The 22,285-nt window shown below is 70.2% G+C and carries 19 protein-coding genes and 2 tRNA genes; 13 read left to right on the forward strand and 8 right to left on the reverse strand.

All coding sequences use genetic code 11. From position 1 onward, the window contains the following. From D7X55_RS14065 to D7X55_RS14095, 7 genes are all read left to right on the forward strand, one after another. Positions 1–1,140 (forward strand): AIM24 family protein (locus D7X55_RS14065; RefSeq protein ID WP_199746963.1); only part of this gene is annotated, 1,140 nt, incomplete at its 5' end. Between the two features lie 11 nt (positions 1,141–1,151). Further along, the gene (pgsA, locus tag D7X55_RS14070; RefSeq protein ID WP_120546705.1) at positions 1,152–1,841 is read left to right on the forward strand and encodes a CDP-diacylglycerol--glycerol-3-phosphate 3-phosphatidyltransferase; all 690 of its coding nucleotides are present in this window, start codon (positions 1,152–1,154) and stop codon (positions 1,839–1,841) included. A gap of 74 nt (positions 1,842–1,915) precedes the next feature. Beyond that, positions 1,916–1,990: transfer RNA gene (locus D7X55_RS14075), tRNA-Gly, on the forward strand. A 30-nt stretch (positions 1,991–2,020) separates the two neighbouring features. Next, positions 2,021–2,095 (forward strand) — tRNA-Gly (locus D7X55_RS14080). Positions 2,096–2,259: 164 nt separating this feature from the next. After that, positions 2,260–3,039, forward strand: a complete 780-nt coding sequence (locus D7X55_RS14085) for an ABC transporter permease (protein ID WP_120546706.1) — start codon at positions 2,260–2,262, stop codon at positions 3,037–3,039. After that, positions 3,040–4,389 (forward strand): ABC transporter ATP-binding protein, encoded by a 1,350-nt coding sequence (locus D7X55_RS14090; protein ID WP_120546707.1) that lies wholly within the window; start codon positions 3,040–3,042, stop codon positions 4,387–4,389. Between the two features lie 63 nt (positions 4,390–4,452). After that, entirely contained in the window at positions 4,453–6,984 is a 2,532-nt protein-coding gene (locus D7X55_RS14095; protein WP_304988891.1) for a glycosyltransferase family 2 protein, read from the forward strand. Positions 6,985–6,987: 3 nt separating this feature from the next. Here D7X55_RS14095 and D7X55_RS43345 read toward each other — a convergent pair whose 3' ends face one another. From D7X55_RS43345 to D7X55_RS14120, 5 genes are all read right to left on the reverse strand, one after another. Beyond that, positions 6,988–9,312 carry an HAD family hydrolase gene (locus D7X55_RS43345; protein WP_158626371.1) on the reverse strand — a complete coding sequence of 775 codons (2,325 nt, stop codon included), beginning with the start codon at positions 9,310–9,312 and terminating at the stop codon, positions 6,988–6,990. Positions 9,313–9,333: 21 nt separating this feature from the next. Further along, a complete protein-coding gene (locus tag D7X55_RS14105) occupies positions 9,334–10,353 on the reverse strand; it encodes a hypothetical protein (protein ID WP_121723323.1) in 1,020 nt (339 codons plus the stop codon). Beyond that, positions 10,350–11,627, reverse strand: coding sequence for a glycosyltransferase family 4 protein (locus D7X55_RS14110; protein ID WP_120546710.1), 1,278 nt, complete (start codon positions 11,625–11,627; stop codon positions 10,350–10,352). The genes D7X55_RS14105 and D7X55_RS14110 overlap by 4 nt, the downstream gene beginning before the upstream one ends. A gap of 190 nt (positions 11,628–11,817) precedes the next feature. Next, positions 11,818–12,273 (reverse strand): hypothetical protein, encoded by a 456-nt coding sequence (locus D7X55_RS14115; RefSeq protein ID WP_199746964.1) that lies wholly within the window; start codon positions 12,271–12,273, stop codon positions 11,818–11,820. After that, positions 12,260–13,873 (reverse strand): glycosyltransferase, encoded by a 1,614-nt coding sequence (locus tag D7X55_RS14120; protein ID WP_233609847.1) that lies wholly within the window; start codon positions 13,871–13,873, stop codon positions 12,260–12,262. The genes D7X55_RS14115 and D7X55_RS14120 overlap by 14 nt, the downstream gene beginning before the upstream one ends. A gap of 151 nt (positions 13,874–14,024) precedes the next feature. On the opposite strand from D7X55_RS14120, the gene rfbB reads away from it, so the two are divergent. The 5 genes from rfbB (at position 14,025) to D7X55_RS14145 (ending at position 18,583) form a co-directional block, all read left to right on the forward strand. After that, entirely contained in the window at positions 14,025–15,047 is a 1,023-nt protein-coding gene (gene rfbB, locus D7X55_RS14125; protein WP_120546711.1) for a dTDP-glucose 4,6-dehydratase, read from the forward strand. Beyond that, positions 15,044–15,958 (forward strand): SDR family oxidoreductase, encoded by a 915-nt coding sequence (locus D7X55_RS14130; RefSeq protein ID WP_121723324.1) that lies wholly within the window; start codon positions 15,044–15,046, stop codon positions 15,956–15,958. Before rfbB ends, D7X55_RS14130 begins: the two co-directional genes overlap by 4 nt. Further along, positions 15,955–16,836: a glucose-1-phosphate thymidylyltransferase RfbA gene (rfbA, locus tag D7X55_RS14135; RefSeq protein WP_120546713.1), complete on the forward strand. Its 882-nt coding sequence runs from the start codon at positions 15,955–15,957 to the stop codon at positions 16,834–16,836. Before D7X55_RS14130 ends, rfbA begins: the two co-directional genes overlap by 4 nt. Then, positions 16,833–17,378: a dTDP-4-dehydrorhamnose 3,5-epimerase gene (gene rfbC / locus D7X55_RS14140; RefSeq protein ID WP_120546714.1), complete on the forward strand. Its 546-nt coding sequence runs from the start codon at positions 16,833–16,835 to the stop codon at positions 17,376–17,378. Before rfbA ends, rfbC begins: the two co-directional genes overlap by 4 nt. A 143-nt stretch (positions 17,379–17,521) precedes the next feature. Next, on the forward strand, positions 17,522–18,583 hold the full coding sequence (locus D7X55_RS14145; RefSeq protein ID WP_121723325.1) for a YihY/virulence factor BrkB family protein: 1,062 nt from the start codon (positions 17,522–17,524) through the stop codon (positions 18,581–18,583). 58 nt (positions 18,584–18,641) lie between these two features. Here the strand turns inward: D7X55_RS14145 and D7X55_RS14150 are convergent, their stop codons facing one another. The 3 genes from D7X55_RS14150 to D7X55_RS14160 are packed head-to-tail and all read right to left on the reverse strand — an operon-like array spanning position 18,642 to position 20,324. Further along, positions 18,642–19,124: a hypothetical protein gene (locus D7X55_RS14150; RefSeq protein WP_121723326.1), complete on the reverse strand. Its 483-nt coding sequence runs from the start codon at positions 19,122–19,124 to the stop codon at positions 18,642–18,644. A 48-nt stretch (positions 19,125–19,172) separates the two neighbouring features. After that, positions 19,173–19,793, reverse strand: a complete 621-nt coding sequence (locus D7X55_RS14155; protein ID WP_120546717.1) for a hypothetical protein — start codon at positions 19,791–19,793, stop codon at positions 19,173–19,175. A gap of 33 nt (positions 19,794–19,826) precedes the next feature. Then, entirely contained in the window at positions 19,827–20,324 is a 498-nt protein-coding gene (locus D7X55_RS14160) for a helix-turn-helix domain-containing protein (RefSeq protein ID WP_120546718.1), read from the reverse strand. A gap of 97 nt (positions 20,325–20,421) precedes the next feature. On the opposite strand from D7X55_RS14160, the gene D7X55_RS14165 reads away from it, so the two are divergent. After that, a complete protein-coding gene (locus tag D7X55_RS14165) occupies positions 20,422–21,081 on the forward strand; it encodes a glutathione S-transferase family protein (protein ID WP_121723327.1) in 660 nt (219 codons plus the stop codon). The last annotated feature ends 1,204 nt before the right edge of the window (positions 21,082–22,285 follow it).

Raw genomic sequence — 22,285 nt, forward strand, 5'->3', positions numbered from 1 at the left:
GCCCCGGTCCGTCCGCGCGAGGAGGCGCAGGAGGAGGAGCAGGAGGCGCGCGCCACGCCGCCCGCGCCCGCGGCGTCCTCGGGAGAGAGCGACTGGGGCGCCCAGTTCGGCCTGGATGAAGCCCCCCCGAGCCCCCGCGCGGGCACGCCAGCCCAGGCGGCCGCGAAGCCTCCGGACGACGACCTGCTTTTCGCCGAGGACGAGGGGCCACCTGGCGCGAGTGCGTACCAGGACGAGGACGCGGAGCTCGCCGCGACCACGGACGCGGACACCTCCGGGGCCGACGTCGAGGTCGCCGACGAGCTGCCCCCCACGCCGGTTTCGGAGGAGATTGAGGTCTCCGAGGAGCCGCCCGTCCTCGCGTCCCAACTGGAGTCCGGGCCCGGCGCCGCCTTCGATGAGACCTTCGCCGCGCTGGCCACGAGCGAGCCGGCCGCCGCCGCCGAGCCGGCTCGGGCGCCCCGGCCCTCCACGCCGGACGCCGGACCGGGCGTGAACCCGCCCGTGCTCACCGAGTGGGTGCCCACGCTGGCGCTGCCCAATGCAACGCCGGGCCAGTCCTTCACGCAGGGCCCGGCGGGCCTGACGGTCGCGGTGGACGGAGAGCTGCTCACGCGCCTGGAGGGGCTGTCCGCCGTGCGCGGGCAGGTCACCTTCGAGCCGGAGATGAAGCGCTTCCGGGGCCGGGCCACGGACAAGCCCTTTGGCGAGGGCGACGGGGCCATGGTGCGCGCCCGGGGGCAGGGCACGCTACACCTGGAGCCCGTGTCCGGGCGTCAGTGGGTGGCGGTGTCGCTGGACGACGAGTCCGTCTACCTGCGCGACCCGTGCGTCTTCGCCTTCGAGGAGCCCGTCGTCTTCGAGAACGGCCGCGTGCCGTCGGACCTGGCCCAGGACCTGGACCTGGTGCACCTGCGCGGGCAGGGGCGGGTGCTGCTCAGCCTGACGGGGCCGCTGCGCTCGGTGCCGGTGGCCATGGACCAGCCGGTGTCGGTGCCGCTGACGCACCTGGTGGGCTGGGTGGGCAACCTCACCCCCCGCGTGGTGCCGCTGGTGACGTCCGCTGGCGGGGCGACACTGAAGGCCGCGGTGGAGCTGGGCGGTGAAGGATTTGCCCTCATCGCACCCGGGGTCCGGTAGAACGCGCGCCCATGGCCACCGAGCGAGCCCTCAGGAAGCAGCGCAAGCGCGAGGAGCGGGCCCGCCGCCGCGCGTCCCGCCGTCCCAGCATCCTGGTGCAGGAGTTCTGGAACCTGCCCAACATGCTGACGTTGGGGCGCATCCTCCTCATCCCCGTGTTCGTCTGGCTCACCTACGACGCGGACCCGCTGCACTCGCTCTTGGCCGCCCTGGTGTTCGCGGTGGCCGCCATCACCGACGTCATCGACGGCTACCTTGCCCGCCGCTGGAACCTCATCACCGTGGTGGGCAAGTTCATGGATCCGCTGGCGGACAAGCTCATCGCCATGGCAGCCCTGGTGATGATGGTCCGCCTGGGCCGCATCGCCGCGTGGGTCGTCATCGTGCTGCTGGCCCGCGAGTTCATCGTCACCGGCCTGCGGACCATCGCCGCCAGCGAGGGCATGGTCATCGCCGCGGGGCAGGAGGGGAAGTGGAAGACGTCCCTCCAGCTGGTGGGGATCATCTCCCTGTGCGTCCACTACGTGCACCCGCTGGACCTGGGCTTCCGCACCGTCACCGTGGACTACAACCAGGTGGGCAAGGTGCTGGTGTACCTGTCTGGCGCCTTCTCCGTGTGGAGCGCGGTCGTGTACTTCCGTGCGTTCCTCGGCATGCTCGCCCGGCGGGGTGGGGCGGATCCGGATGCGAAAAGTGTTTGACGTGTCTGGGAGGCCTCTGTATATCCCGCCCCACTTCCGGGGCGGCACTGACCGGGCAGCACGCGGTACCTGATGCGGGAATAGCTCAGCGGTAGAGCATCGCCTTGCCAAGGCGAGGGTCGAGGGTTCAAATCCCTTTTCCCGCTCCAATCGAAGCACGCAGCACCGCAGTACCTGATGCGGGAATAGCTCAGCGGTAGAGCATCGCCTTGCCAAGGCGAGGGTCGAGGGTTCAAATCCCTTTTCCCGCTCCAATCGAAGGCCCTCTGGGAAACCAGGGGGCCTTTTTCTTTCTCCAGGCTCCAGGGCGTGCCCGTGGTCAGGGCACCTCACGGCAGGCGGGCGCGCGAGGGGCTGGCGGCCCGCTGTTCCCGAGCGTTCGCCACCGGCGGACCCTTTGCGGTATGGATACCGGCGCATGATTCGTAACTTCCGGGAACTCTATTCGTACCGGGGGCTCCTCCTCAGCCTGGTGCAGCGCGAGCTGAAGGCGCGCTATCGCGGCTCGGTGCTGGGCTTCTTCTGGACGTTCCTGAACCCCACCCTGCACATGCTGGTGTACGCGCTGCTGTTCGGCGTGTTCATGAAGAACCAGATCACCAACTACGCCTACTTCATGTTCGTGGGCCTGTTGCCGTGGATCTGGTTCTCCACGTCGGTGTCGGCGGGGGCCAGCGCCATCAGCGACCGGCGCGACCTGCTCACCAAGGTGCGCTTCCCGGCCCAGGTGCTGCCGGCCACGGTGGTGGCCACGAACTTCTGCAACTTCGTCTTCTCACTGCCCCTGATGGTGGCGCTGGGGCTGCTCTTTGGCGTGGTGCCGTCCTGGCACGTGGCGCTGTTCCCGGTCGTGGTGCTGGTGCAGATGTGCTTCACCTTCGCCATGGTGTACGCGGTCAGCGCGTTCAACGTGACGTTCCGGGACCTGCAGCACATCGTGATGAACCTGATGACGCTGTGGTTCTTCATGACGCCGGTGCTCTACCGGCTGTCCACCATCCCGGAGGAGTACCGGCGCGTGCTGCAGGTGCTCAATCCGATGTCCATCCTCATCACCTCGTACCAGGCCATCTTCTACGAGCACCAGTTGCCGGACCCGGTGCCGCTCGTGTCGCTCCTGGGCGTCTCGCTCGTGCTGCTGTGGGGGTCCACGCAGATCTTCGAGAGCCGCCGCGAGGAGTTCGCGGAGTCCATCTAGATGGTCCAGTCACCGACCGAGGACGCCATCGTCATCCAGGACGTGGTGAAGAGCTTCCGGAAGAAGACCATCCGGGGCGAGTACACCACGTTCAAGTCGGAGCTCGTGCGCTGGCTGCGCGGACAGCGCAACGCGGCCGCCCAGGGCAACCGCTTCATTGAATCCCTGCGTGGCGTGAACCTGCGCATCCCCAAGGGCCAGACGGTGGCCATCCTGGGGCGCAACGGCTCCGGCAAGAGCACGCTGCTCAAGCTGATCACGGGCATCTACACGCCCACGTCCGGCAGCATCCAGGTGAACGGGCGCATCTCCGCGCTGCTGGACCTGGGCGCGGGCTTCCACCCGGACTTCTCCGGCCGGGAGAACATCCTCATCAACGGCATCATCCTCGGCATGTCGCGGGCCGAGGTGCGCGCGAAGATGGACGACATCATCGCGTTCAGCGAGCTGGGGGAGTTCATCGACGAGCCGGTGCGCACGTACTCCAGCGGCATGTACATGCGCCTGGCGTTCTCCGTGGCCACGCACGTGGACCCGGACATCCTCATCATCGATGAGATCCTCGCCGTCGGCGACGAGCACTTCAGCAAGAAGAGCCTCGCGAAGATGACGGAGTTCAAGCGGCTGGGGAAGACCATCGTCCTCGTCACGCACGACATGTCCACCGTGGAGCGCTGGTGTGATCAGGCGGCGTGGCTGGACGGCGGGCGGATCCGCCGCGTGGGCACCCCGTCGGAGATCGCCGCGGAGTACCGCCAGGCGGTGTCGCTCGCGGAGGCGCGCTCCACGGTGTTCACGCCTCCGGCGCTGACCGAAGGGGGCGGAGCGCTCCCCTCGCTGCCGGAGGGCCCGGTGGTGCGGGACGAGCCTCCCGCGTCGCCGCCGGTGGCCGTCTCGAAGGTGGGGCTGGTGGGGCCGCGCGGTGAGGAGCTGGGGCTCCTCACCTCGGAGACGCAGGCGGAGGTCTGCATCGACTACGTGGCGCGCGAGTCGGTGGAGGACGTGGAGTTCGTCCTCACGCTGTCCACCGCGGACGGAGCGGTGCTGTACGTGACGAGCACCCGGTCGGACCGGGTGCCGCTGCCTTCGCCGCTGCCGCCGCAGGGACGGCTGCGCTTCCTGCTTCCCCGGGTGGGACTGTTGGGAGGCTCCTACGTGCTGAGCGTGGAGCTGAAGACGGGCAACAACGCGAACCCGGAGCCGGGCCGGGAAGCGCGCTGCACCTTCTCCGTGAGCACGGAGCACGATGACCGGGGAGTCTTCCGGCCGGAGCACACCTGGGTGGTGGAGGAGGCTCCGGCCGCTCCCGTCCAGGCGGTCTCCGTGTCCAAGCATGCAGCGGCCTCCTGAGGGGGAGGAGGCCCACCCGCGTGCCGCGGCCCGGGGCCTTGAAGAAGGGGAGGCGCCTGGGAAGTGAGTACCTTGTTCCACACCATGCCCGAGGGGGGGCAGACAGCTTCGTCCGCCGGTGAGCTCGCCGAGCGCATCGCGGCCCTGCGCGCGGAGCCTTCATCGGGCGATGCGCGGGAGCTCGCGGCGCTGACGGAGCAGCTGCGAAGGCGGGTGCCCCCGGCCAGCACGCCGCTGTCGCCGTTGCTGGCCGCGGCCCGGCTCGCCGTCCCGTTCGACTTCTCCGTGCCGCCCTCGCACCGCTCCGCGGGAGGGCAGTGGGTGACGGCCGCCAAGCGCGCCTTCGTGCTGGGGCTGCGCCCGCTCCACGTCGAGCTCCTGAAGCCCCAGGCCGCCTTCAACCAGCGCGTGCTGCGCGTGCTGGAGCGCCTGGAGGCCCGGCGCGACCAGGGCACCCGCGAGGACCTGACGGACTGGGTCCGTGAGCAGCTGGACGCGCGAGGCTCGGCGAAGGGGCGCGAACCAAGAAGCTTCGCTCCGGTGGACCTGGCCTGGAAGCTGGCGTGGCGCGCGTGGCGCAAGGCGATGCGGCCCGTGCTGGAGCCGCTGCTCGCGCGCCAGGCGGAGTGGAACGCGCTGATGCGGGAGACGCTGTTGAGCGTCGCCGCCGTGCCAGGGGCCGGGACACCGGCTCCGCTGGAGGCCACGCACCGGGTGGCGCGGCTGGTGTCGCTGGCGTCTCCGTGGGAGCGGCCGGGGCTGCCCCGGGGCGTCCGGGCCTCCGCGCCGCTGTGGCGCGAGGTGCTGCGCCGGCAGTCCCGCTTCAACGGCGAGGCGGTGGTGGCGCTGGCCGCCATCCTCGGCGTGCGCACGCCGCCTCCTCCCGTGCCCGCGCTGGAGGACTTCCACCACTGGTGCACGCTGCGCGAGGCCGCGGACATCACGGCCGCTCGCGAGTCCGTGGCGCGGCTGCCGCGCCGTCCCCGGCTGTCGCTGCTGGTGGCCACCGCGGGGGCCTGCCCCTCGCACCTGCGCGAATGCCTCGCGTCCGTGGAGGCCCAGCTCTATCCGGAGTGGGAGCTGGTGCTCGTGGGGCCGGAGGACGGTCCCGCGCTGCCGGAGCCGTGGGGCTCGTCGCGCCGCCAGCCGCGCATCCGCCGGGTGACGCTCAGCGGGCCCACGGACCTCGCCCGCGCGCTGCGCGTGGGCCTGCAGGCCGCGAGCGGTGACTTCGTGGGCGTGCTGGGCGCGGAGGACACGCTCGCGCCCCATGCGCTGGCGGAGGTGGCGCGCGTGCTGGGCGCGGACCCCGGCCTGGACGTCGTCTACGCCGACGAGGACCGGCTGGACACGCGCGGGCGCCGCACCCATCCGTTCTTCAAGCCGGACTGGTCTCCGGACCTGCTCCGCTCCGTGGACTACCTGGGGCGCGGCGTGATGGTGCGCCGCGCGCTGGTGGAGTCCGTGGGCGGCTTCCGCGAGGGCTTCCCGGGCGCGGAGGAGTACGACCTCTTCCTGCGCGTCAGCGAGGCGTCGGAGCGCATCGGCCACGTGCCGCACCTGCTCTACCACCGGCGCACCGGCGTCACGGGGCAGGTGTCCCAGGAGGGCCGCCGCGCGCTCGCCGAGCACCTGGCCCGCCGGGGCGAGGACGCCGAGGTGACGGTGCCGGGGCCGGGCCGCTACCGCGTGCGCTACGCCGTCCGGGGCACCCCGAAGGTGTCCATCATCGTCCCGTTCAAGGACCGGCCGGACCTGCTCAAGACGCTCACGGACACGCTGCTCACGCGCACCACGTACCCGCACTACGAGCTGGTGCTCGTGTCCAACAACAGCGTCCGCCCGGAGACCTTCGCGCTGCTGGACACGCTCGATGATCCGCGCGTGGTGAAGCGCACCTGGGACTTCCCCTTCAACTACCCGGCCATCAACAACTGGGCGGCGGGGCAGGCCACGGGCGAGCTGCTGCTCTTCCTCAACAACGACATGGAAGTGGTGGACCCGGGCTGGCTCACGGAGCTGGTGTCCCACGCGCAGCGCCCGGAGGTGGGCGCGGTGGGCGCGAAGCTCCTCTTCCCGGAAGGCACCGTGCAGCACGCGGGCATCGTCGTGGGGATGACGGGCATGGCGGGCCACCCCTTCTGGCGCCTGCCGGACGGGCCCATCGTCACGCCCTTCGGCCACACGGAGTGGGTGCGCAACTGGCTGTCCGTCACCAGCGCGTGCGTGATGATCCGCCGGCCCCTCTTCGACGCGCTGGGCGGCTTCGACGAGCGCTTCCTGCTGTGCGGCAGCGACGTGGACCTGGGCCTGCGGCTGCACACCCGGGGCCTGCGCGTGGTGTGCACGCCCTTCGCGCGCGTGGTGCACCACGAGTCCGCCAGCCGCCGCACGGACGCCATCCCGGAGCCGGACTACTGGCGCTCCTTCACGTCGTACCGGCCGTGGCTGTTGAAGGGCGACCCCTACTACAACCCCAACCTCACGCTCCTGTCGGGGGACTGCGACCTGCGCCGTCACCCGGAGGACGGCGAGGCGCTGGCGGTGCGCACGCTGGCCCATGAAGTGCCCAGCGCGCGCCGCCCGCCAGCGTGACGGCTAGCGGATGGCCCGCCAGGTGAACCAGGCGTCGTAGGCCAGGTTCGCCAGCGGCACGCCGCTGCGGCGCACCACGGAGTCGCGCCAGGGGTTCGTCTCGAAGGCCTTCCAGGCCTCTTTGATCGCCCCCTTCACCGAGCCCACCTGCGCGAGCTTCTTCAGCTCCAGCTTCAGGCCGAAGGTGGTGACCTCGTGCACGCCGAAGCTCTCCACGTGCGAGTACTTGAGGAACTCGCGCGCCTCCTGCTCCGTGGGGTAGCGCGTGTAGCGCAAGAGCTCCTGGAGCGTGCCGGGCTGCAGCTCCTCCGCGGTGAAGCGCAGCAGCGGAGACAGGCGCGCGAAGTCCCGCGCGTAGTCGTACATGCCCTCCTGCACGCGGCGGAAGAAGCGGGCGCTGTTGTCCTTCTCCTGGTCGTGATGCAGCAGCTCCGGCATGGGCAGGTGCGGCGCCCAGGGGTTCTGCCCATAGCGCACCGTGCTGCCGTGGTTCGCCGTGGTGATCATCTCGAAGATGGCGGTGTTGCGCAGGAAGTCCGCCTCTTCCAGATCGTTGCGCCGCAGGTCCGCCAGGTAGCCGTACTTGAAGGAGTTCTTCGGCTGGGGCTGCCCGTCCGGGACGTAGGCCAGATAGAAGCCGTGCAGCTCCGGGAAGCGCGCGTCGTGCTCGAAGGCGCGCATCAGGTTGTCCTGCATGCTGCCCTTCCACCCGATGTCCACGAGCGCCGTGCGCTTCAGGCCCATCATCCCGCGGTACTCCAGGTAGCGGGACAGCCGGGCGCGCGCCTCGTCGCGGCGCTGGTGGAAGGCCACGCGCACGCGGCGCGACGCGAGGAAGCGCTGGAAGGCGGCGTCCTTCGTGGGCTCCACGATGGGGCGGTCCGGGTCGGTGAGGCCGCACTCGGCGGCCAGCCGGATGAACTCGTCCTGGGGCAGCGACAGGTTCTTGAGCAGGCCGCGCAGCGACTGGCGGCTGTACTGGCGCCAGAAGCGGTGCACCTCCTCCCAGCTCAGCTCGCGCATGGAGGCGAGGATGGTGGAGGCCCGGCTGACGAACAGGTAGTGCGCCTGCGGCATCCGGGGGAACAACCCGGAGTCCTTCAGGAGGGCGAAGACCTTGAGCAGCGTCAGGCCCTCACGCGCCAGGAAGTAGACGTGGTCGATGCCCAGCTTCTCCGAGCGCTCGATGACGTCCACCACGAAGGCGACGATGCCCGGCGCCAGCGTGCGGCCCAGCTGGTAGCTGGGGTCGTCGTCCGGCGCGCGGACGTGCTGGGCCTCGTTGCCCAGCACCACGTCCACGTAGTGCGCGGCCCAGTACGGGTTCTGCTCCACGGCCTTCTGCGCGGACTCCAGCCGGCGGCGGCGCTGCTTCTCGTCCGGGTCGTCGATGCGCAGGGTGGGGATGCCCAGCCGGCGCGGCTGCACGTTGTCCGCGTTCTCGTCGTCGCCCACGAAGAAGAGCTGCTCGGGCTTGAGCCCTTCGCGCTCCAGCACGCGCGGGAAGAGCCGGCCGGACGCCTTGCGCAGCCCCTCGTCGATGGAGACGTAGCCCGCGTCGAAGTACTGCTCCAGCCCGCAGTGCCGCAGCAGCTCGCGCAACAGCGGCTGCGACAGGTACATGTCGCTCACGAAGATGAGCCGCTTGCCCTGGGCCTTCAGCGCGGACAGCACCTCGTGGATGCCCGGCGCGGGGCGCAGCGCCCGCTTCTCCAGCTCAATCTCCAGCGCGCGCAGCTCCTGGGCCATGCGCGAGCGCAGCGGCTCACGCGGCACCCAGCTGCCCGCCCAGCGCTGGACCAGCTCCTCGAAGTCCACTTCGTTGTCGCGGCCCTGGGCCACCTGCTCCCCGGCGATCTCCATCTCCAGGGCGAAGCGGCGCTGACGCACCTGCGCCACCGTGGGCATCGCCTTGGGGTGCACCAGCGCCTTGAGGCGCGAGTGGAAGGCGCGCGCCACGGCCGTCTTGAGCCACTCGCCCTCCACGCTGCGCACCACCAGCGTGTTGAAGACGTCGAAGCCCACCACGTCGTAGCCCGCCGTCGCCGTGAGCAGCCGCTCGCGCAGCGTGGAGAAGGGCGAGGATTCGATGGGCGGCGCCTCGTCCGCGCGGAACAGGCGCGAGGCCTGGGACAGGCCCTCCACCACGTTCAGCGGCAGGGCCTCCGACGCGATGACGGACATGCGCTCGCCGGGCGTCGCGCGGGGGTGCTTCGTGGCGGCGGGGGCGCCCTTCTGCGTCAGGTACAGGTCGCGCGCGGTCTCCACCGCCCAGCGCTGAAGGGCGGGAAGCAGCGCGGCCGCTGCGGGTTCACGGCGGGCTGTCATCTGCTTCCGGTGTCCTTGGCTCTAGTGGGTGACGGCCGCGCGGGCGCGGGTGAGACGCTGGACCTTCTCCGCGCCCAGGGCTTCCGGGACGGAGGCCTCCACGGCGACGGGCACGGCCACCGGGGGACGCGTGGGGGCGAGCGACGCCAGGTGCGCCACGGGGTCCGCGAACAGGTAGGCGTCGTGCAGCACGCGCTGGAAGCACGCCGAGGCGTCGAAGGCCTCGCGCATCTTCTGCCACGCGCGGATGCGCACCGCGCGGAAGGACACCGGCATGCGGAAGACCTCGTCCAGCGAGCGCCCCCACTGCCCATCCGGCCGGTAGAGGAACTCGTCCTCCGGCTCGATGTTCCAGTCGCCGGGGAACACCGTGTCCGCGACGACGAGCAGGCCGTGCGCCATGGCCAGGAGCGGCAGCGGATCAAAGCGGCCCATCAGGTCGCGCGACGCGTAGACGAGCGTCCCGGCCTTCTCCAGCGCCTGCGTCACTTCCTCGGGCGTGGCGTGCGACGACAGCACGTCCACCGGCCCCAGCTTGCGCAAGAGCTCCAGCGCCTCCGGAGAAGGGCTGGCCCAGTCCGGCACCAGCATCCGCCGGAGGTCCAGCCGCGGGCCCGAGGGGCAGCGCGCGGTGTCCACCGGCAGGGGCAGCGTCTGGAGCAGCGGCAGCCGCGACAGCTCCGGCGACGCGGGCGTCTCCAGATAGGTCAGCCAGCGGAAGCCCTTCGCGTCCGGGCCGGACAGGCGCGCGAGCTTCTGCGCCTCCTCCGTGCTGAACAGCGGCGCGGGGATGATGCCCACGCTCATGGTGCCGGGCAGGCGCGCGGCCTGCTCCGGCGTGAGGTCCTGCGGGCGGAACACGAGCGTCGCGTTCGCGCCCCAGGCCCGCGCCTCGTCGAGCGCGGGCTCCCACTGGCCGGCCGTCACCGGGAAGAAGCGCACCTGGGCCCACGCCGCCTGGACGGGCACGTGCGGCTCGAAGGCCGGCTCGCCCACGAAGGCGACGCGCTGGAGGGTGGGGGAGGGCGGATGGATTCTCATGACAGGACTCGCGTGAGCCGCGCGCGCAGCGACTTCTTCAAATCGTCCGACACCAGCTTCTGCAGCGCGCGGACGGGGCGGGACTTCTTGAACTGGCGGTAGCGCTCCAGCAACACCTGCTCGCCGGGGCCCACGTACGGGTGCAGCGGCGAGCTTCCACCGCGCTCCGCGCGCCAGACGTCATCCAGCCAGTGGCCGTGCATGGAGGACATCGCGGCCAGCGCGGGGCGCAGGTGCGAATTCGTCCAGCCCTCCGTGTGAAGCGCCTCCAGCCCGGTGGCCACCTGGCGCGTGCTGGACTCCCAGTCCGTGAACGCCTTCGCGGTGGCGAGCGCGTTCGCGCGCAGGTGCGCGAGGTACGCGGGCTGCGTGCTCAGCAGGCGCAGGAACTGGACGATCTGCCGGTGGTTGTACGGCTCCACCATCAGCGAGTTCTGCCCGTGCACCATGTACTCGTCGGTGCCGGTGACCGTGTACGTGATGGCGGTGCCGCCCTGGGAGAACATCTCCAGCGGCGGGCCGAACATGCCCTCCACCCGGGACAGCTTCAGCAGCACGTCGTACTGGCCGTAGACCTGGTGCACCTGGTTGATGGGGATGCGCTCGTGCACCTGCACCGGCTGCCCGCCCACGGTGGGCTTCTGCCCGCCGGAGGACGACGCCAGCCACCCCGTCTCGAACTGGACGCCTTCCTTCGCGGCCAGCTCCAGCACCTCGAAGGTCTCCGGCACGCCCTTGAAGCCCACGCCCCACGGGCCCTCCACCAGCACGCGCAGCTTGCCGTCGCGCTTCGGCGGCGCCTGCACGCAGGGGAAGTGCTCCCGCGACAGGCCGTTCTGCACGTACAGCGTGCGCCCTTCGGGCTGCAGCGTCTGGATGAACTCCACCAGCCACTTCGCCTCGGTGACGAACAGCAGCGGCAGCGAGTACGTCTGACGGTTGAGCAGCTTGTAGTGGCGCTCCGCGTGGAAGCGCGACTCCAGGCTCTGGTTCAGGTAGCCGTAGACCCGGGCGTTGACGCGCCACAGGTCGTAGAAGGTGATCCACCAGGTGGCCAGCGCGAAGTCGAAGGACTCGCCCTCGGCCTCCGCCACGGAGCGGCGCGGCAGGTCCGCGAGCCGCGGGTGCCACAGCGGATACGTCAGCTTGACGGGGCCCGGGGTGATGAGGACCGCCTCATGGCCAAGGTCCTGCAGCCGAGAGGCGTACTCCAGGATGACGTTGGACCCACCGGAGATATTGGCGATGTCCCCAACGAGGAACCCGATCTTCATGCCTTGGCAACTCGCGTCGTGGGCTGGATGCGGCCCGGAGGAAACGATTCGCCGCCGCCGTTGATTCTCCCCGTGGCATCCCCCTCAGGATCTAGCGAGGCAGGCGAAGCGAAGGGCCGATGTAGCGCGGAGCCGGTTCCTGCGTCAACGTCCGGCCGGGCCGCCGTCCGTCGAGCAGGCGGCCATCCGCTCAGCGCGAGGATGGGCCCGGCGGATCCTTCTCCAACTGCTTCAATCGCGCATCCAGCTCACGCCGCCACAGGGCCTGGGTGCGGGCGTGTTCGCGCTGGTTCTCGATGACGACGGTGAGCGCGTCCAGGATGGCTTCGTTGAAGTGCACCTGGCGGCGCAGCACCTCGTTGATGAACGGCTGGAACGCGCCGCGGAACGTCCGCTTGGCGAACACCAGCACCGGTCCGACGAGGGGGCGATGCGACGTCGCGGGCTCCACGTAGCGCACGTCCGCCTTGGCGCGCGCCTCCAGGAGCAGCGCCGGCCACTGGCCCGCGACCGGGGCGCGCAGGGACGCGGCGAGAGTACGGCGCAGCTGGTCGCGCGCGGCGGCGGACGGCTCGGGGAGCCGCTCGGTGGCGGCGGCCACGGCCTGGGCGGTGGGCTCGGCCGTGAGCAGGTCAGCGGCGTGCATGGCGGGCTCCTCGTTTCGATGACAGGCCCTGGACCAGGGTGTTGGCCACCGCGTCCAGGTCCGAACGGTCCAGCTCCAGGAGCTGCGCCCCCAGGTGGTGCCGCGCCGCTTCCGTCGCCGCCTCGTCGGTCACGGTGGCCGCGTCGCGGACACCCCAGCCGCGGCGGCCCACGGCCCCCAAGAGCGCCTGCGACACGCCGGAGTCCGTGCCCAGCAGCACCACCTTCCCCGACGAGGCCCGGACCGCCGTTTCCAGGGACGATGAACCGGGCAGCGGCTCCGGCGCCGGGCCGACCGGCTGGTCTGGAGTGAAATGCCAGACAGAGGCGCCCTCGCTCGTCCGTGGGCCGAGCGAGAGGACAGGCTCCTCGCCGCGCCCCCGGAGGGCGAGGATGCGGGAGTCGGGGAGGCGGCGGTGCAGCTCGCGCGCGAGCCGCGACATGGGCGCGTCCGGCCGGGAGGTGAAGCCGGGACACACGAGCTCGATGGCGGGCGCCTCGGATGGGGTGGGGGTGGCGGCCGGGCCTGCGTCGCGGGCTCCCATCCAGCGCAGGAGCGTGTTGCGCACCTGGGTGGCCACGGCCTGCTGGGACAGCGCGGCCACGCGGGCGCGCTGCGCGGCCAGGACCTGCTGGCGCAGCGTGGAGTCGCGCTCCAGCACCGCGAGCAGCTGGGCCACGTCCATGGGCTCGCGCGAGAAGGTGGTGAGGCCCGCGCCGCCCATCGTCTCCGGGACGGCCGCGGCGCCGTACGCGACGACGGGGACGTCCCGGTACATGGCCTCCAGCAGCGGCACGCCGAAGCCCTCGTGCCGGCTCATGGACAGGTACGCGGTGGCGGACGCGAAGCAGGCGGACAGCTGCGCGGCGTTGACGCGGCCCAGGAACTGGATGCGCTCCGGGCCGAGCAGGTCCTTGAGGCCGTGCAGGAAGCTGCCGTAGGGCCCGTCGCGGTGGATGTTGCCGGCGATGAGCAGGCGGCTCCTGGGCTGATACAGCCGCTGGTACGCGGTGAAGACGCGCAGCACGTCGTCCACGTACTTGCTGGGCACCGCGCGGCCCACGAAGAGGATGTTGGAGCAGCCGTCGTCCAGCTCCGCCATCAGCGAGGGGTCCGGCGGCGTGTCGAACGCGTTCCAGTCGATGGCGAAGGGCAGCACGTCCACGCGCGGGTAGCCCGCGGCGGCCAGCTCCTCCGCGCTGAAGCGCGAATAGGCGAAGGCGCCGTCCACGTGCGGGCGCAGCGCGAGCAGCTCCACGCGGGCGGTGTCGCACGACAGCGCGGCGCCCCGGTCGTAGCCCTCGAAGAGCCGGGCGGGGGTGATGTTGTGGTAGACGAGCAGCTTGCGGCCGCGCGACCGGGCGATGAGCGGCACCTGCCTCGATTCGAAGCTGTGGTGCACGAGCAGCACGGAGTCGCGGGTGGCCTCGCGCGGGTAGCTCTTCGCGGGGCGCACCTGGTCGCGACAGGCGTCGTCCCAGCTGTCCGCGTAGATTTCGGAGGTGTGGCCCCAGGAGCGCAGCAGGCTCTGGAGGTAGCGCACCTGGTTGCCAATCGCGTCACCCCAGGCCAGGCGGGTGACCAGCTGGTGGATGTGCAAGGGTCCGCCCGGGCCATGAGGAGGTCGCGGTGACACGCGCGCGTTCCCTTACAACCGTCCAGCCTGCCCTTACAAGGGTGCCGGACGCGCCTTGACGGAGAGGCGTGCGCACAGTAGCCAGGGCGGCCCACGCGTCCCCGAGGTTGGGTCCATGTCAACGAACGTCCTGGTCACGGGAGGGTGCGGCTTCATCGGGTCCAACCTGGTCCGCTACCTGCTCCGCGAGCGGCCGGACTGGAAGGTCGTCAACCTGGACCGGCTCACCTACGCCGGCAACCTGGAGAACCTCGCCGGTCTGGAGGATGAGTCCCGCCACGTCTTCGTGCACGGGGACATCAGCGACCGGGCCTGCGTGGACCGGGTGCTCCGCGAGCACGCCATCGACGCCGTCCTCCACCTGGCCGCGGAGAGCCACGTGGACCGCTCCATCGAAGGGCCGGCTGTCTTCGTCACCACCAACGTCCTGGGCACGCAGCACCTGCTGGAGGCCTGCCGCGCGCACGGCGTGCGCCGCTTCGTGCAGTGCTCCACCGACGAGGTGTACGGCTCGCTGGGGCCGTCCGGGGCCTTCACGGAAACGTCGCCGCTCCAGCCCTCCAGCCCCTATTCGGCGTCCAAGACGGGCGCGGACCTGCTGGCGCTGGCGTACCACCACACGTACGGCCTGGATGTGGTGGTGACCCGCTGCTCGAACAACTACGGGCGCTATCAGTTCCCGGAGAAGCTCATCCCGAGGATGGTGGTGAACGCGCTCCGCGACCAGCGGCTGCCCGTCTACGGCGACGGCCAGCACGTGCGCGACTGGCTGCACGTGGAAGACCACTGCCAGGGATTGCTCCTGGCGCTGGAGCGGGGCCGCGCGGGGCAGGTCTACAACCTGGGCGGCGGCGCGGAGCGCAAGAACCTGGACCTGGTGAAGGGCATCCTCGCGGCGCTGGGCAAGCCGGAGTCGCTGATTGAATTCGTCACGGACCGGCCAGGCCATGACCGCCGCTACGCCATCGACGCGGCGAAGAGCCGGCGCGAGCTGGGGTGGGCGCCCACGCATTCCTTTGAAGAAGGGCTGGCGGACACGGTGCGCTGGTACGTGGAGCACCCGGTGTGGTGGGAGCGCGTGCTGAGCGGGGCGTACCGGAGCACGGTGACGCTGGCGCGCCGGGGGCACGGGGCATGAGCCGCTTCGTCGTCACGGGAGCCAACGGGCTGGTGGGCCGCCGGGCGTGCGCGCTGCTGGCGGCGCGGGGCCACACCGTCGTGGGGCTGGGCAAGGGCGTGCGCCGCGCGGCGGGGGCGTTCGACTACGAGACGCTGGACCTCACGCACGAGGCGGAAGTGGCGCCCGCGCTGGGCCGGCTGTCGCCGGAGGTCGTCCTGCACTGCGCGTCCATGACGGAGGTGGACGCCTGCGAGAAGGCGCCTGACGCCGCGTACGCCGCGAACGTCACCGCCACGGCGGCGGTGGCGCGCTGGACGCGCGAGGCCGACGCGCACCTGGTGCACGTGTCCACGGACTACGTCTTCGACGGTGACGCGGGCCCGTATGCCGAGGACGCGGTGCCGAACCCTCGCGGCGTCTACGCGATGACGAAGCACATGGGCGAACAGGCCGCGCGCGTGCTCGCACCTGGATGCGCCATCGCGCGCACGGCGGTGGTGTACGGCTGGCCTCCGGTGGAGGGCCGGCTCAACTTCGGCGCGTGGCTGGTGAAGACGCTGTCGGCGGGGCAGCCGGTGAAGCTCTTCGAGGACCAGGTGGTGTCCCCGAGCTTCGCGGACAACGTGGCCGCGATGCTGGTGGAGCTGGGCGAGCGGCGGCTGGGCGGGACGTGGAACACCTGCGGCGGCACGGTGCTGGACCGCGTGGCCTTTGGCCGCGCGCTGTGTGACGTGTTCGGCTTCGACGCGGGGCTGGTCGTGCCCACGCGGATGGCGGACCTGAAGCTGTCGGCGCCCCGGCCGCTGAAGAGCGGGCTTGTGACGGACAAGGCGCGGGAGCAGTTGTCGCAGAAGCCGCTGGCGCTGACGGAGTCGCTGAAGCGCTTCCACGCGAGCTGGCTCGCGGCCCGGGCCGGGGAGGCGGGATGAAGGGAATCATCCTCGCGGGAGGCTCGGGGACGCGCCTGTATCCGCTGACGCTCGTGGTGAGCAAGCAGCTGCTCCCCGTCTACGACAAGCCGATGATCTACTACCCGCTCACCACGCTGATGCTGGCGGGGATCCGCGAGGTGTTGATCATCTCCACGCCGCAGGACCTGCCGCGCTTCCGTGACCTGCTGGGCGACGGCGAGAAGTGGGGCATGTCCTTCCAGTACGCGGAGCAGCCCCGGCCGGAAGGGCTGGCGCAGGCGTTCGTCATCGGCCGGGACTTCGTGGGAAGCGAATCGGTGTCCCTCATCCTGGGGGACAACATCTTCTACGGGGATGGCCTGAGCGAACTGGTGCGCCGGGCGGTGCGGCGCGCGTCCGGGGCCACGGTGTTCGGCTACCAGGTGAAGGATCCGCAGCGCTACGGCGTGGTGGAGCTGGCGCCGGGCAACCGGGCCATCAGCATCGAGGAGAAGCCCGCGAGGCCTCGCTCCAACTACGCCGTCACCGGGTTGTACTTCTACGACAACCAGGTGCTGGACATCGCGGCGGGGCTGAAGCCCAGCAAGCGCGGCGAGCTGGAGATCACCGACGTCAACGCGGAGTACATGCGGCGCGACCAGCTCACGGTGGAGCTGATGGGGCGCGGCTACGCGTGGCTGGACACCGGGACGCACGAGTCGCTGATGCAGGCGTCGTCGTTCATCGAGATCATCGAGCGCCGCCAGGGGCTGAAGATCGCCTGCCCGGAGGAGATCGCCTTCCGCATGGGCTACATCGACGAGGCGCGGCTGGAGGCGCTCGCGGAGCCCATGTTGAAGAACGACTACGGCCAGTACCTCAAGTCGCTCCTGGGCCACCGGGGGATGGCGCCATGAAGGTCCAGACGACGGAGCTCCCCGGCGTCCTCCTGCTGGAGCCGCGCGTGTTCGGGGACTCGCGGGGCTTCTTCGTGGAGACGTTCCACGCCCAGCGCTACCTGGACGCGGGCATCCCCGGCCCCTTCGTGCAGGACAACCTGTCGCGGTCCGTGAAGGGCACGCTGCGAGGCCTGCACTTCCAGGAGCCGAACGGGCAGGGGAAGCTGGTGCAGGTGCTGGCGGGCGCGGTCTGGGACGTGGTGGTGGACGTGCGCAAGGGGTCGCCCACGTTCGGCCGGTGGATGGGGGCGGAGCTGTCATCCGGCAACAAGTGGCAGCTGTGGATCCCCCCGGGCTTCGCGCACGGGTTCTGCGTGCTGAGCGACTCGGCGGACTTCTTCTACAAGTGCACCGAGCAGTACGCCCCGGAGTCCGAGCGGAGCGTGGCCTGGGATGATCCGGACCTGGCCATCCCGTGGCCGGTGAAGGAACCCCTGCTTTCGGCGAAGGATCAGCGCGCGCCCCGGTTGAAGGACGCGGCAGTGTTGCCCATCTACTGAATCCGGGCGGACGGGCAGGCGTGACGTGGGGGCTTGCGGCTTGAAGGGCCCTGCGCGGTAAGCAGCCAGGGGAGCAGGCGGGGCTTCTGGGGTGGAAGCCAGCCGGGGGATGGAATGCCCAATCTCCTCCGAGGAGGAGACGCATGGTCTTGCCCGGCAAGGGAATGGGTTGGAAGGAGTTCTTCAAGTCCCTCAAGGACGAGTGGGGACGCGACAAGGTAGGCAACGTCGCGAACGCGCTGACGTTCTCGGCCATCCTGGCGCTGTTCCCGTTCCTGCTGTTCCTCGTGTCGCTGGCCGGTGTGCTGATTGATCCGCATCAGGCGCAGCAGCTCATCCAGGAGATGTCGAAGGTGGCGCCCCAGGAGGTGACGAAGATCCTGGGCGAGCGGCTGGAGGCGCTGGCGAACAGCAACCCGGTGGGGCTGCTGACCATCGGTGGCGTGGGCGCCATCTGGGCGGCGTCGGGTGGCGTGGTGGCGCTGATGGAAGCGCTCAACACGGTGTACGGCGTGGAGGAGAAGCGCCCGTTCTGGAAGATGCGAGGCATCGCGCTGCTGACGACGCTGGGGACGGCGGTGACGGTGGTGCTCGCGGCCATCGTCGCCATCGTTACACCGGCGGTGGCGGACAAGCTGGGCGAGCCGCTGTCGAGCATCGTCCTGTGGCTGCGCATGCCGGTCGCCGGCATCCTGATGATGATGCTGCTGGCGGTGCTGTACTACGTGCTGCCGGACGTGAAGCAGAAGTTCAAGTTCATCACGCCGGGTTCGATTGTGAGCGTGGTCATCTGGGTGCTCGCCTCGTGGGGCTTCTCGAAGTACGTGGCGAACTTCGGCTCGTATGACGTGAACTACGGCGCCATCGGCGGTGTCATCGTGCTGCTGCTGTGGATGCAGATCTCCTGCATGGTCGTGCTGCTGGGCGCGGAGATCAACGGCATCCTCGAGCACAAGTCGCCGGACGGGAAGGCGCCGGGCGCGCGGGATCCGGACGCGCCGGGACCGAACGTGACGAAGACGGAGGCGGAGGAGCGGGGCGCGAACCTGCCCGGCGCCACGGACTTCCGTCCGGTTCCGCCGCAGCCGCGGTACGAGAGCCGCCCGGTGGCGCTGGGCAAGACGCCGCTGGCCGCCGCCGCGAAGTGGGCCGCGGGCGTGGGCCTGGGCGTGTTCCTGATGCGCCGCAAGTCCGCCGCGCGGTAGGCCCTTCCGGTGTCCAACGGCGGGCGGTCCTCGAAAAGGGGGCCGCCCGTCGTCGTTTTCAGGGCAGGGGCGACGTGACGAAGTCCTTCCCGTCCGAGTGACAGCCGTGACAGGTGGAGTGCGCGCGGCCGTAATAGTTCCGGGTGTAGTCCGGGCCGAAGCCCTCGTAGAAGATCCAGGTGTCCTTGCCGGGCCCTTCCGCGACCTTCACGTCCAGCGCGTGGCCCCGGAACGTCTTCCCGTCGTCCTCGAAGAGCTCCTTCACCAGGATGCTGCCCACCGGATGCGTGGCGTTGCCGTCGCGCAGGGACCGCGCGACGACGTCGTTGAAGAACACGCGGACCTTGCTGCCGTGCGGAGCGCGCGTCTCGTGGACCGAGGGCTCCGCGAGCCAGGAGGTGTACTGGCCCGAGCGGACGAAGGCGGTGATGCCGTTCTCGGACGTGTCGATGCCCTGGATGACGCCGAGCCCCTCGTCCACGGAGGAGGAGGGACCACAGGCGGCGGACAGGACCAGGAGCAGCAGCGGGAGGGCGCGCATGGCCAGGACTACGCCGCGGGCGCCGGGACGGTTACAGCGGGGCCCGGCTCACTGGGGTGCGTAGTTGTGGCTCAGGTCGAAGACCAGCGTCTTCACGATGGGCGGGATGGAGATTTCGATGCGGCCCAGGTTCAGGTCCGCGCGGGTGACCTGGTAGGAGATGCCGCCGAACTCGTCATCCGGGGCGAAGCCGTCGTTGTCGAAGATAGAGATTTCAAGCGGGTAGCGCAGCAGGTTGGAGGTGATGACCTGGCAGCCGCCGGTGCGCCATTCGGGATCCCAGGTCTCGGCCTCCTCGGTGCGGGTGCGCTCGCGAGCGGAGGGGCAGTTCATCTCCACGACGACGTCCGGAGGGGAGCCGTCGGAATCCCAGTCCTCGCCCGTGTCCGGGTCGACGTCCGCGATGACGGCAAACCGGGGCTGCACGTACGTGCGCATCACGCCCACGTAGCAGGTGAGCTGGTCGAGCCGGCAGACACTGCCTTCCGCGCACGTTTCACAGAGGCCTCCATTGGGACCGCATTCCGAGTCGCTGCGGTAGCCGATGCACTCGTTGAGCGCGTTGCAGCATCCGTCCGCGCAGTTCTCCGAGGTGCAGTCGTAGGGGCCGCACGCCGGGAGCCACAGCGCGCAGATGAGGACGAACAGCCAACAACCGAGGTTTTTCATGAGCGCCGTGAACGCTAACCCGCCTTCGGCCCGTCAGTCCCGGGCCTTGCGCGCGACGGCCTTCTCGTAGGCGGCCTGAAGCTCCCGGAACACCGAGCGGGAAGGGCGCGGCGCGTCCAGGTGCAGGTGGCGCAGCTCCACCATGAACGCGTCCCACAGGGCCGGGCCGCCCTTCTCCAGCAGCTCCGCGCGCACGGACAGCTCCTCGCTGGGCTGGGTGTGCCGGCGGCCCCAGGCGCCCATGTGCGCGAGCAGCGGCACCAGCTGGATGGACGCCTCCGTGAGGCTGTAGATGCCCTTCTGCTGGTGGTTCGGATCCGGGCGCCGGGATAGCAGCCCGGACGCGGTCAGGCGCTTCAGCCGGTCCGCGAGGATGTTGGACGCGATGCCCTCTTCGCTCCGTGAGAGCAGGTCTCCGTAGGTGCGCCGGTTCCCGAACATGACGTCGCGGATGACGATCAGGCTCCACCGGTCGCCAAGCTGTTCGAGCGTCAGGTTGATGGGGCAGCCGGAGCGTCCCGTCTGTGGCATGGCCGTCCTCCGGAAACGGATGCTTGCAGTATGCAAGCGGTCCAAATACGATTCAACCCGTTGCGAATCGCAAGTGGTCGAACGGAGGGGTCCAACGATGTCGCTCGCGGTCTACGGTCACTATTTCTCCTCGTACACGCAGAAGGTGCTCATCGCGCTGTATGAGAACGGCACGCCCTTCGAGTTTCGAGGCATCGGTCCGGAGACGCCGGAGCACACCGCCGACTGGCTGCGCCGCTGGCCGATCGCCAAATTCCCGGTGCTGGTGGACGGAGACCGCAACGTCGTCGAGACGAGCATCATCATCGAGTACCTCCAGCTGAAGCATCCCGGCACGGTTCGCCTGCTGCCCGAGGAGCCGCTGGCCGCGCTGGACGTGAGGTTCCTGGATCGGTTCTTCGACCTGCACGTCATGGACGCGGTCCAGCAGGCCGTGAACGGTGCGCTGACGGGAGAACCTGTGAAGCGCCAGGACGGGATGACGCGGGCGGTGGAGAGGCTGGAGCGCGCCTACGGCTGGATTGAAGGGCAGTTGGGTGGCAGGACCTGGGCCACGGGCAACGCCTTCACGCTGGCGGACTGTGCGGCCGCGCCGTCGCTGTTCTACGCGGATTGGACGCACCGGATTCCGGAGTCATGTCCCCAACTGCGCGCCTATCGCGCGAGGTTGCTCGCGCGTCCGTCCGTGGCCCGCGCGGTGGATGGGGGACGGCCCTACCGCCCGCTCTTCCCGCTGGGAGCGCCGGACCGCGACTGAGCACGGTTCAGGGCCGCGGAGGCGCTGACACCGCGGCCAGGATGTACCGTGGCAGGAGTTCCTCACGGAACTTCCGCCACAGGGCGACGTGGTTGTAGTTGCCCGCGGTGAAGAGCACGACCAGGTCCAGCTCCGGGACCACCATCACGAGTTGTCCCCCGTTCCCGCTGGCCTCGTACTGCGAATACACCCGGTCGCCGACGCGCAGCTCGTGTCGCCACCACGTGTAGCCGTAGGTCCGTCCATCCGGCATCGTGGATTGCTTCGCGACGGAGCGTTCGACCCAGCGCTGGCTGACCACGCGCTTTCCGTTCCAAGTACCGCCGGAGAGGTAGAGCTGCCCGAGCTTCAGTGCATCCCGGGGCCGCATGTAGATGCCGCCGCCCAGGTACTGCTCGCCGTCAGGCATCAGGTCCAGGTGATAGCCGCGCATCTGGAGGGGCGTGGCGACGTTCTGGGTGAAGAACTCGGGGACCCAGGTGTGCGTGGTGTTGCGAAGCACGCCGCCCAGCAGGTTGATGTTCGCGGAGCAGTACACCGCCTTGCCGCCGCCAGGAGCGCGGACCATGGGCAGGTCCAGCGTGTACTTGTACCAATCCGGCACGGAGTCCTCGAGCCGGTCCTCATTGCCAGGGGACGCCGGGTCGTCGTCGTCACAAGCCAGGCCCGTGGCCATGGTCATCAGGTGCGCGACGGTGAGCTTGCGCTTGCGAGCGTCCAGGTTGGAGAGCTTGCCCTTGTACTCCGGGAAGAGGGACGTGACGGGTGTGTCCACGGTGAAGGGGGCGCCCTGGTCCAGCGCGATGCCGATGAGCAGGGACGCGTAGGATTTGGATGAGGAGCGCAGGTCGTGGGGCCGCTCCTTGTCGAAGCCTTGAAAGTACTCTTCGAGGATGAGCTTCCCGTGACGGGCGATGAGCAGGCCCTGGATGGCGGGCGCGGGCTCCGGGCTGGGCTCCTGGTCGAGGATGCGCTGCACGAGCTGCTGGAGCGGCTGGACGTCCATGCCGACGTCGTCCGGTGAGGCCGTGGTCCAGCCATCGTCCTCGGTGATGGGCTTCTGCCAGGCGTAGGGGCCAGGCGCGGGCGTGCGCGAGTAGAGGCCCACGGCCTGGGCGCGGTCCCGGCGGGTGAAGTCGAAGGTCGTGTCGAAGGGAGGGTAGGGGCTGGCTCTTATAAACATCTGACGCTGCCGACGACTTAA

It is taken from the genome of Corallococcus sp. AB049A (genome assembly GCF_003668885.1).
Lineage (GTDB): Bacteria > Myxococcota > Myxococcia > Myxococcales > Myxococcaceae > Corallococcus > Corallococcus interemptor.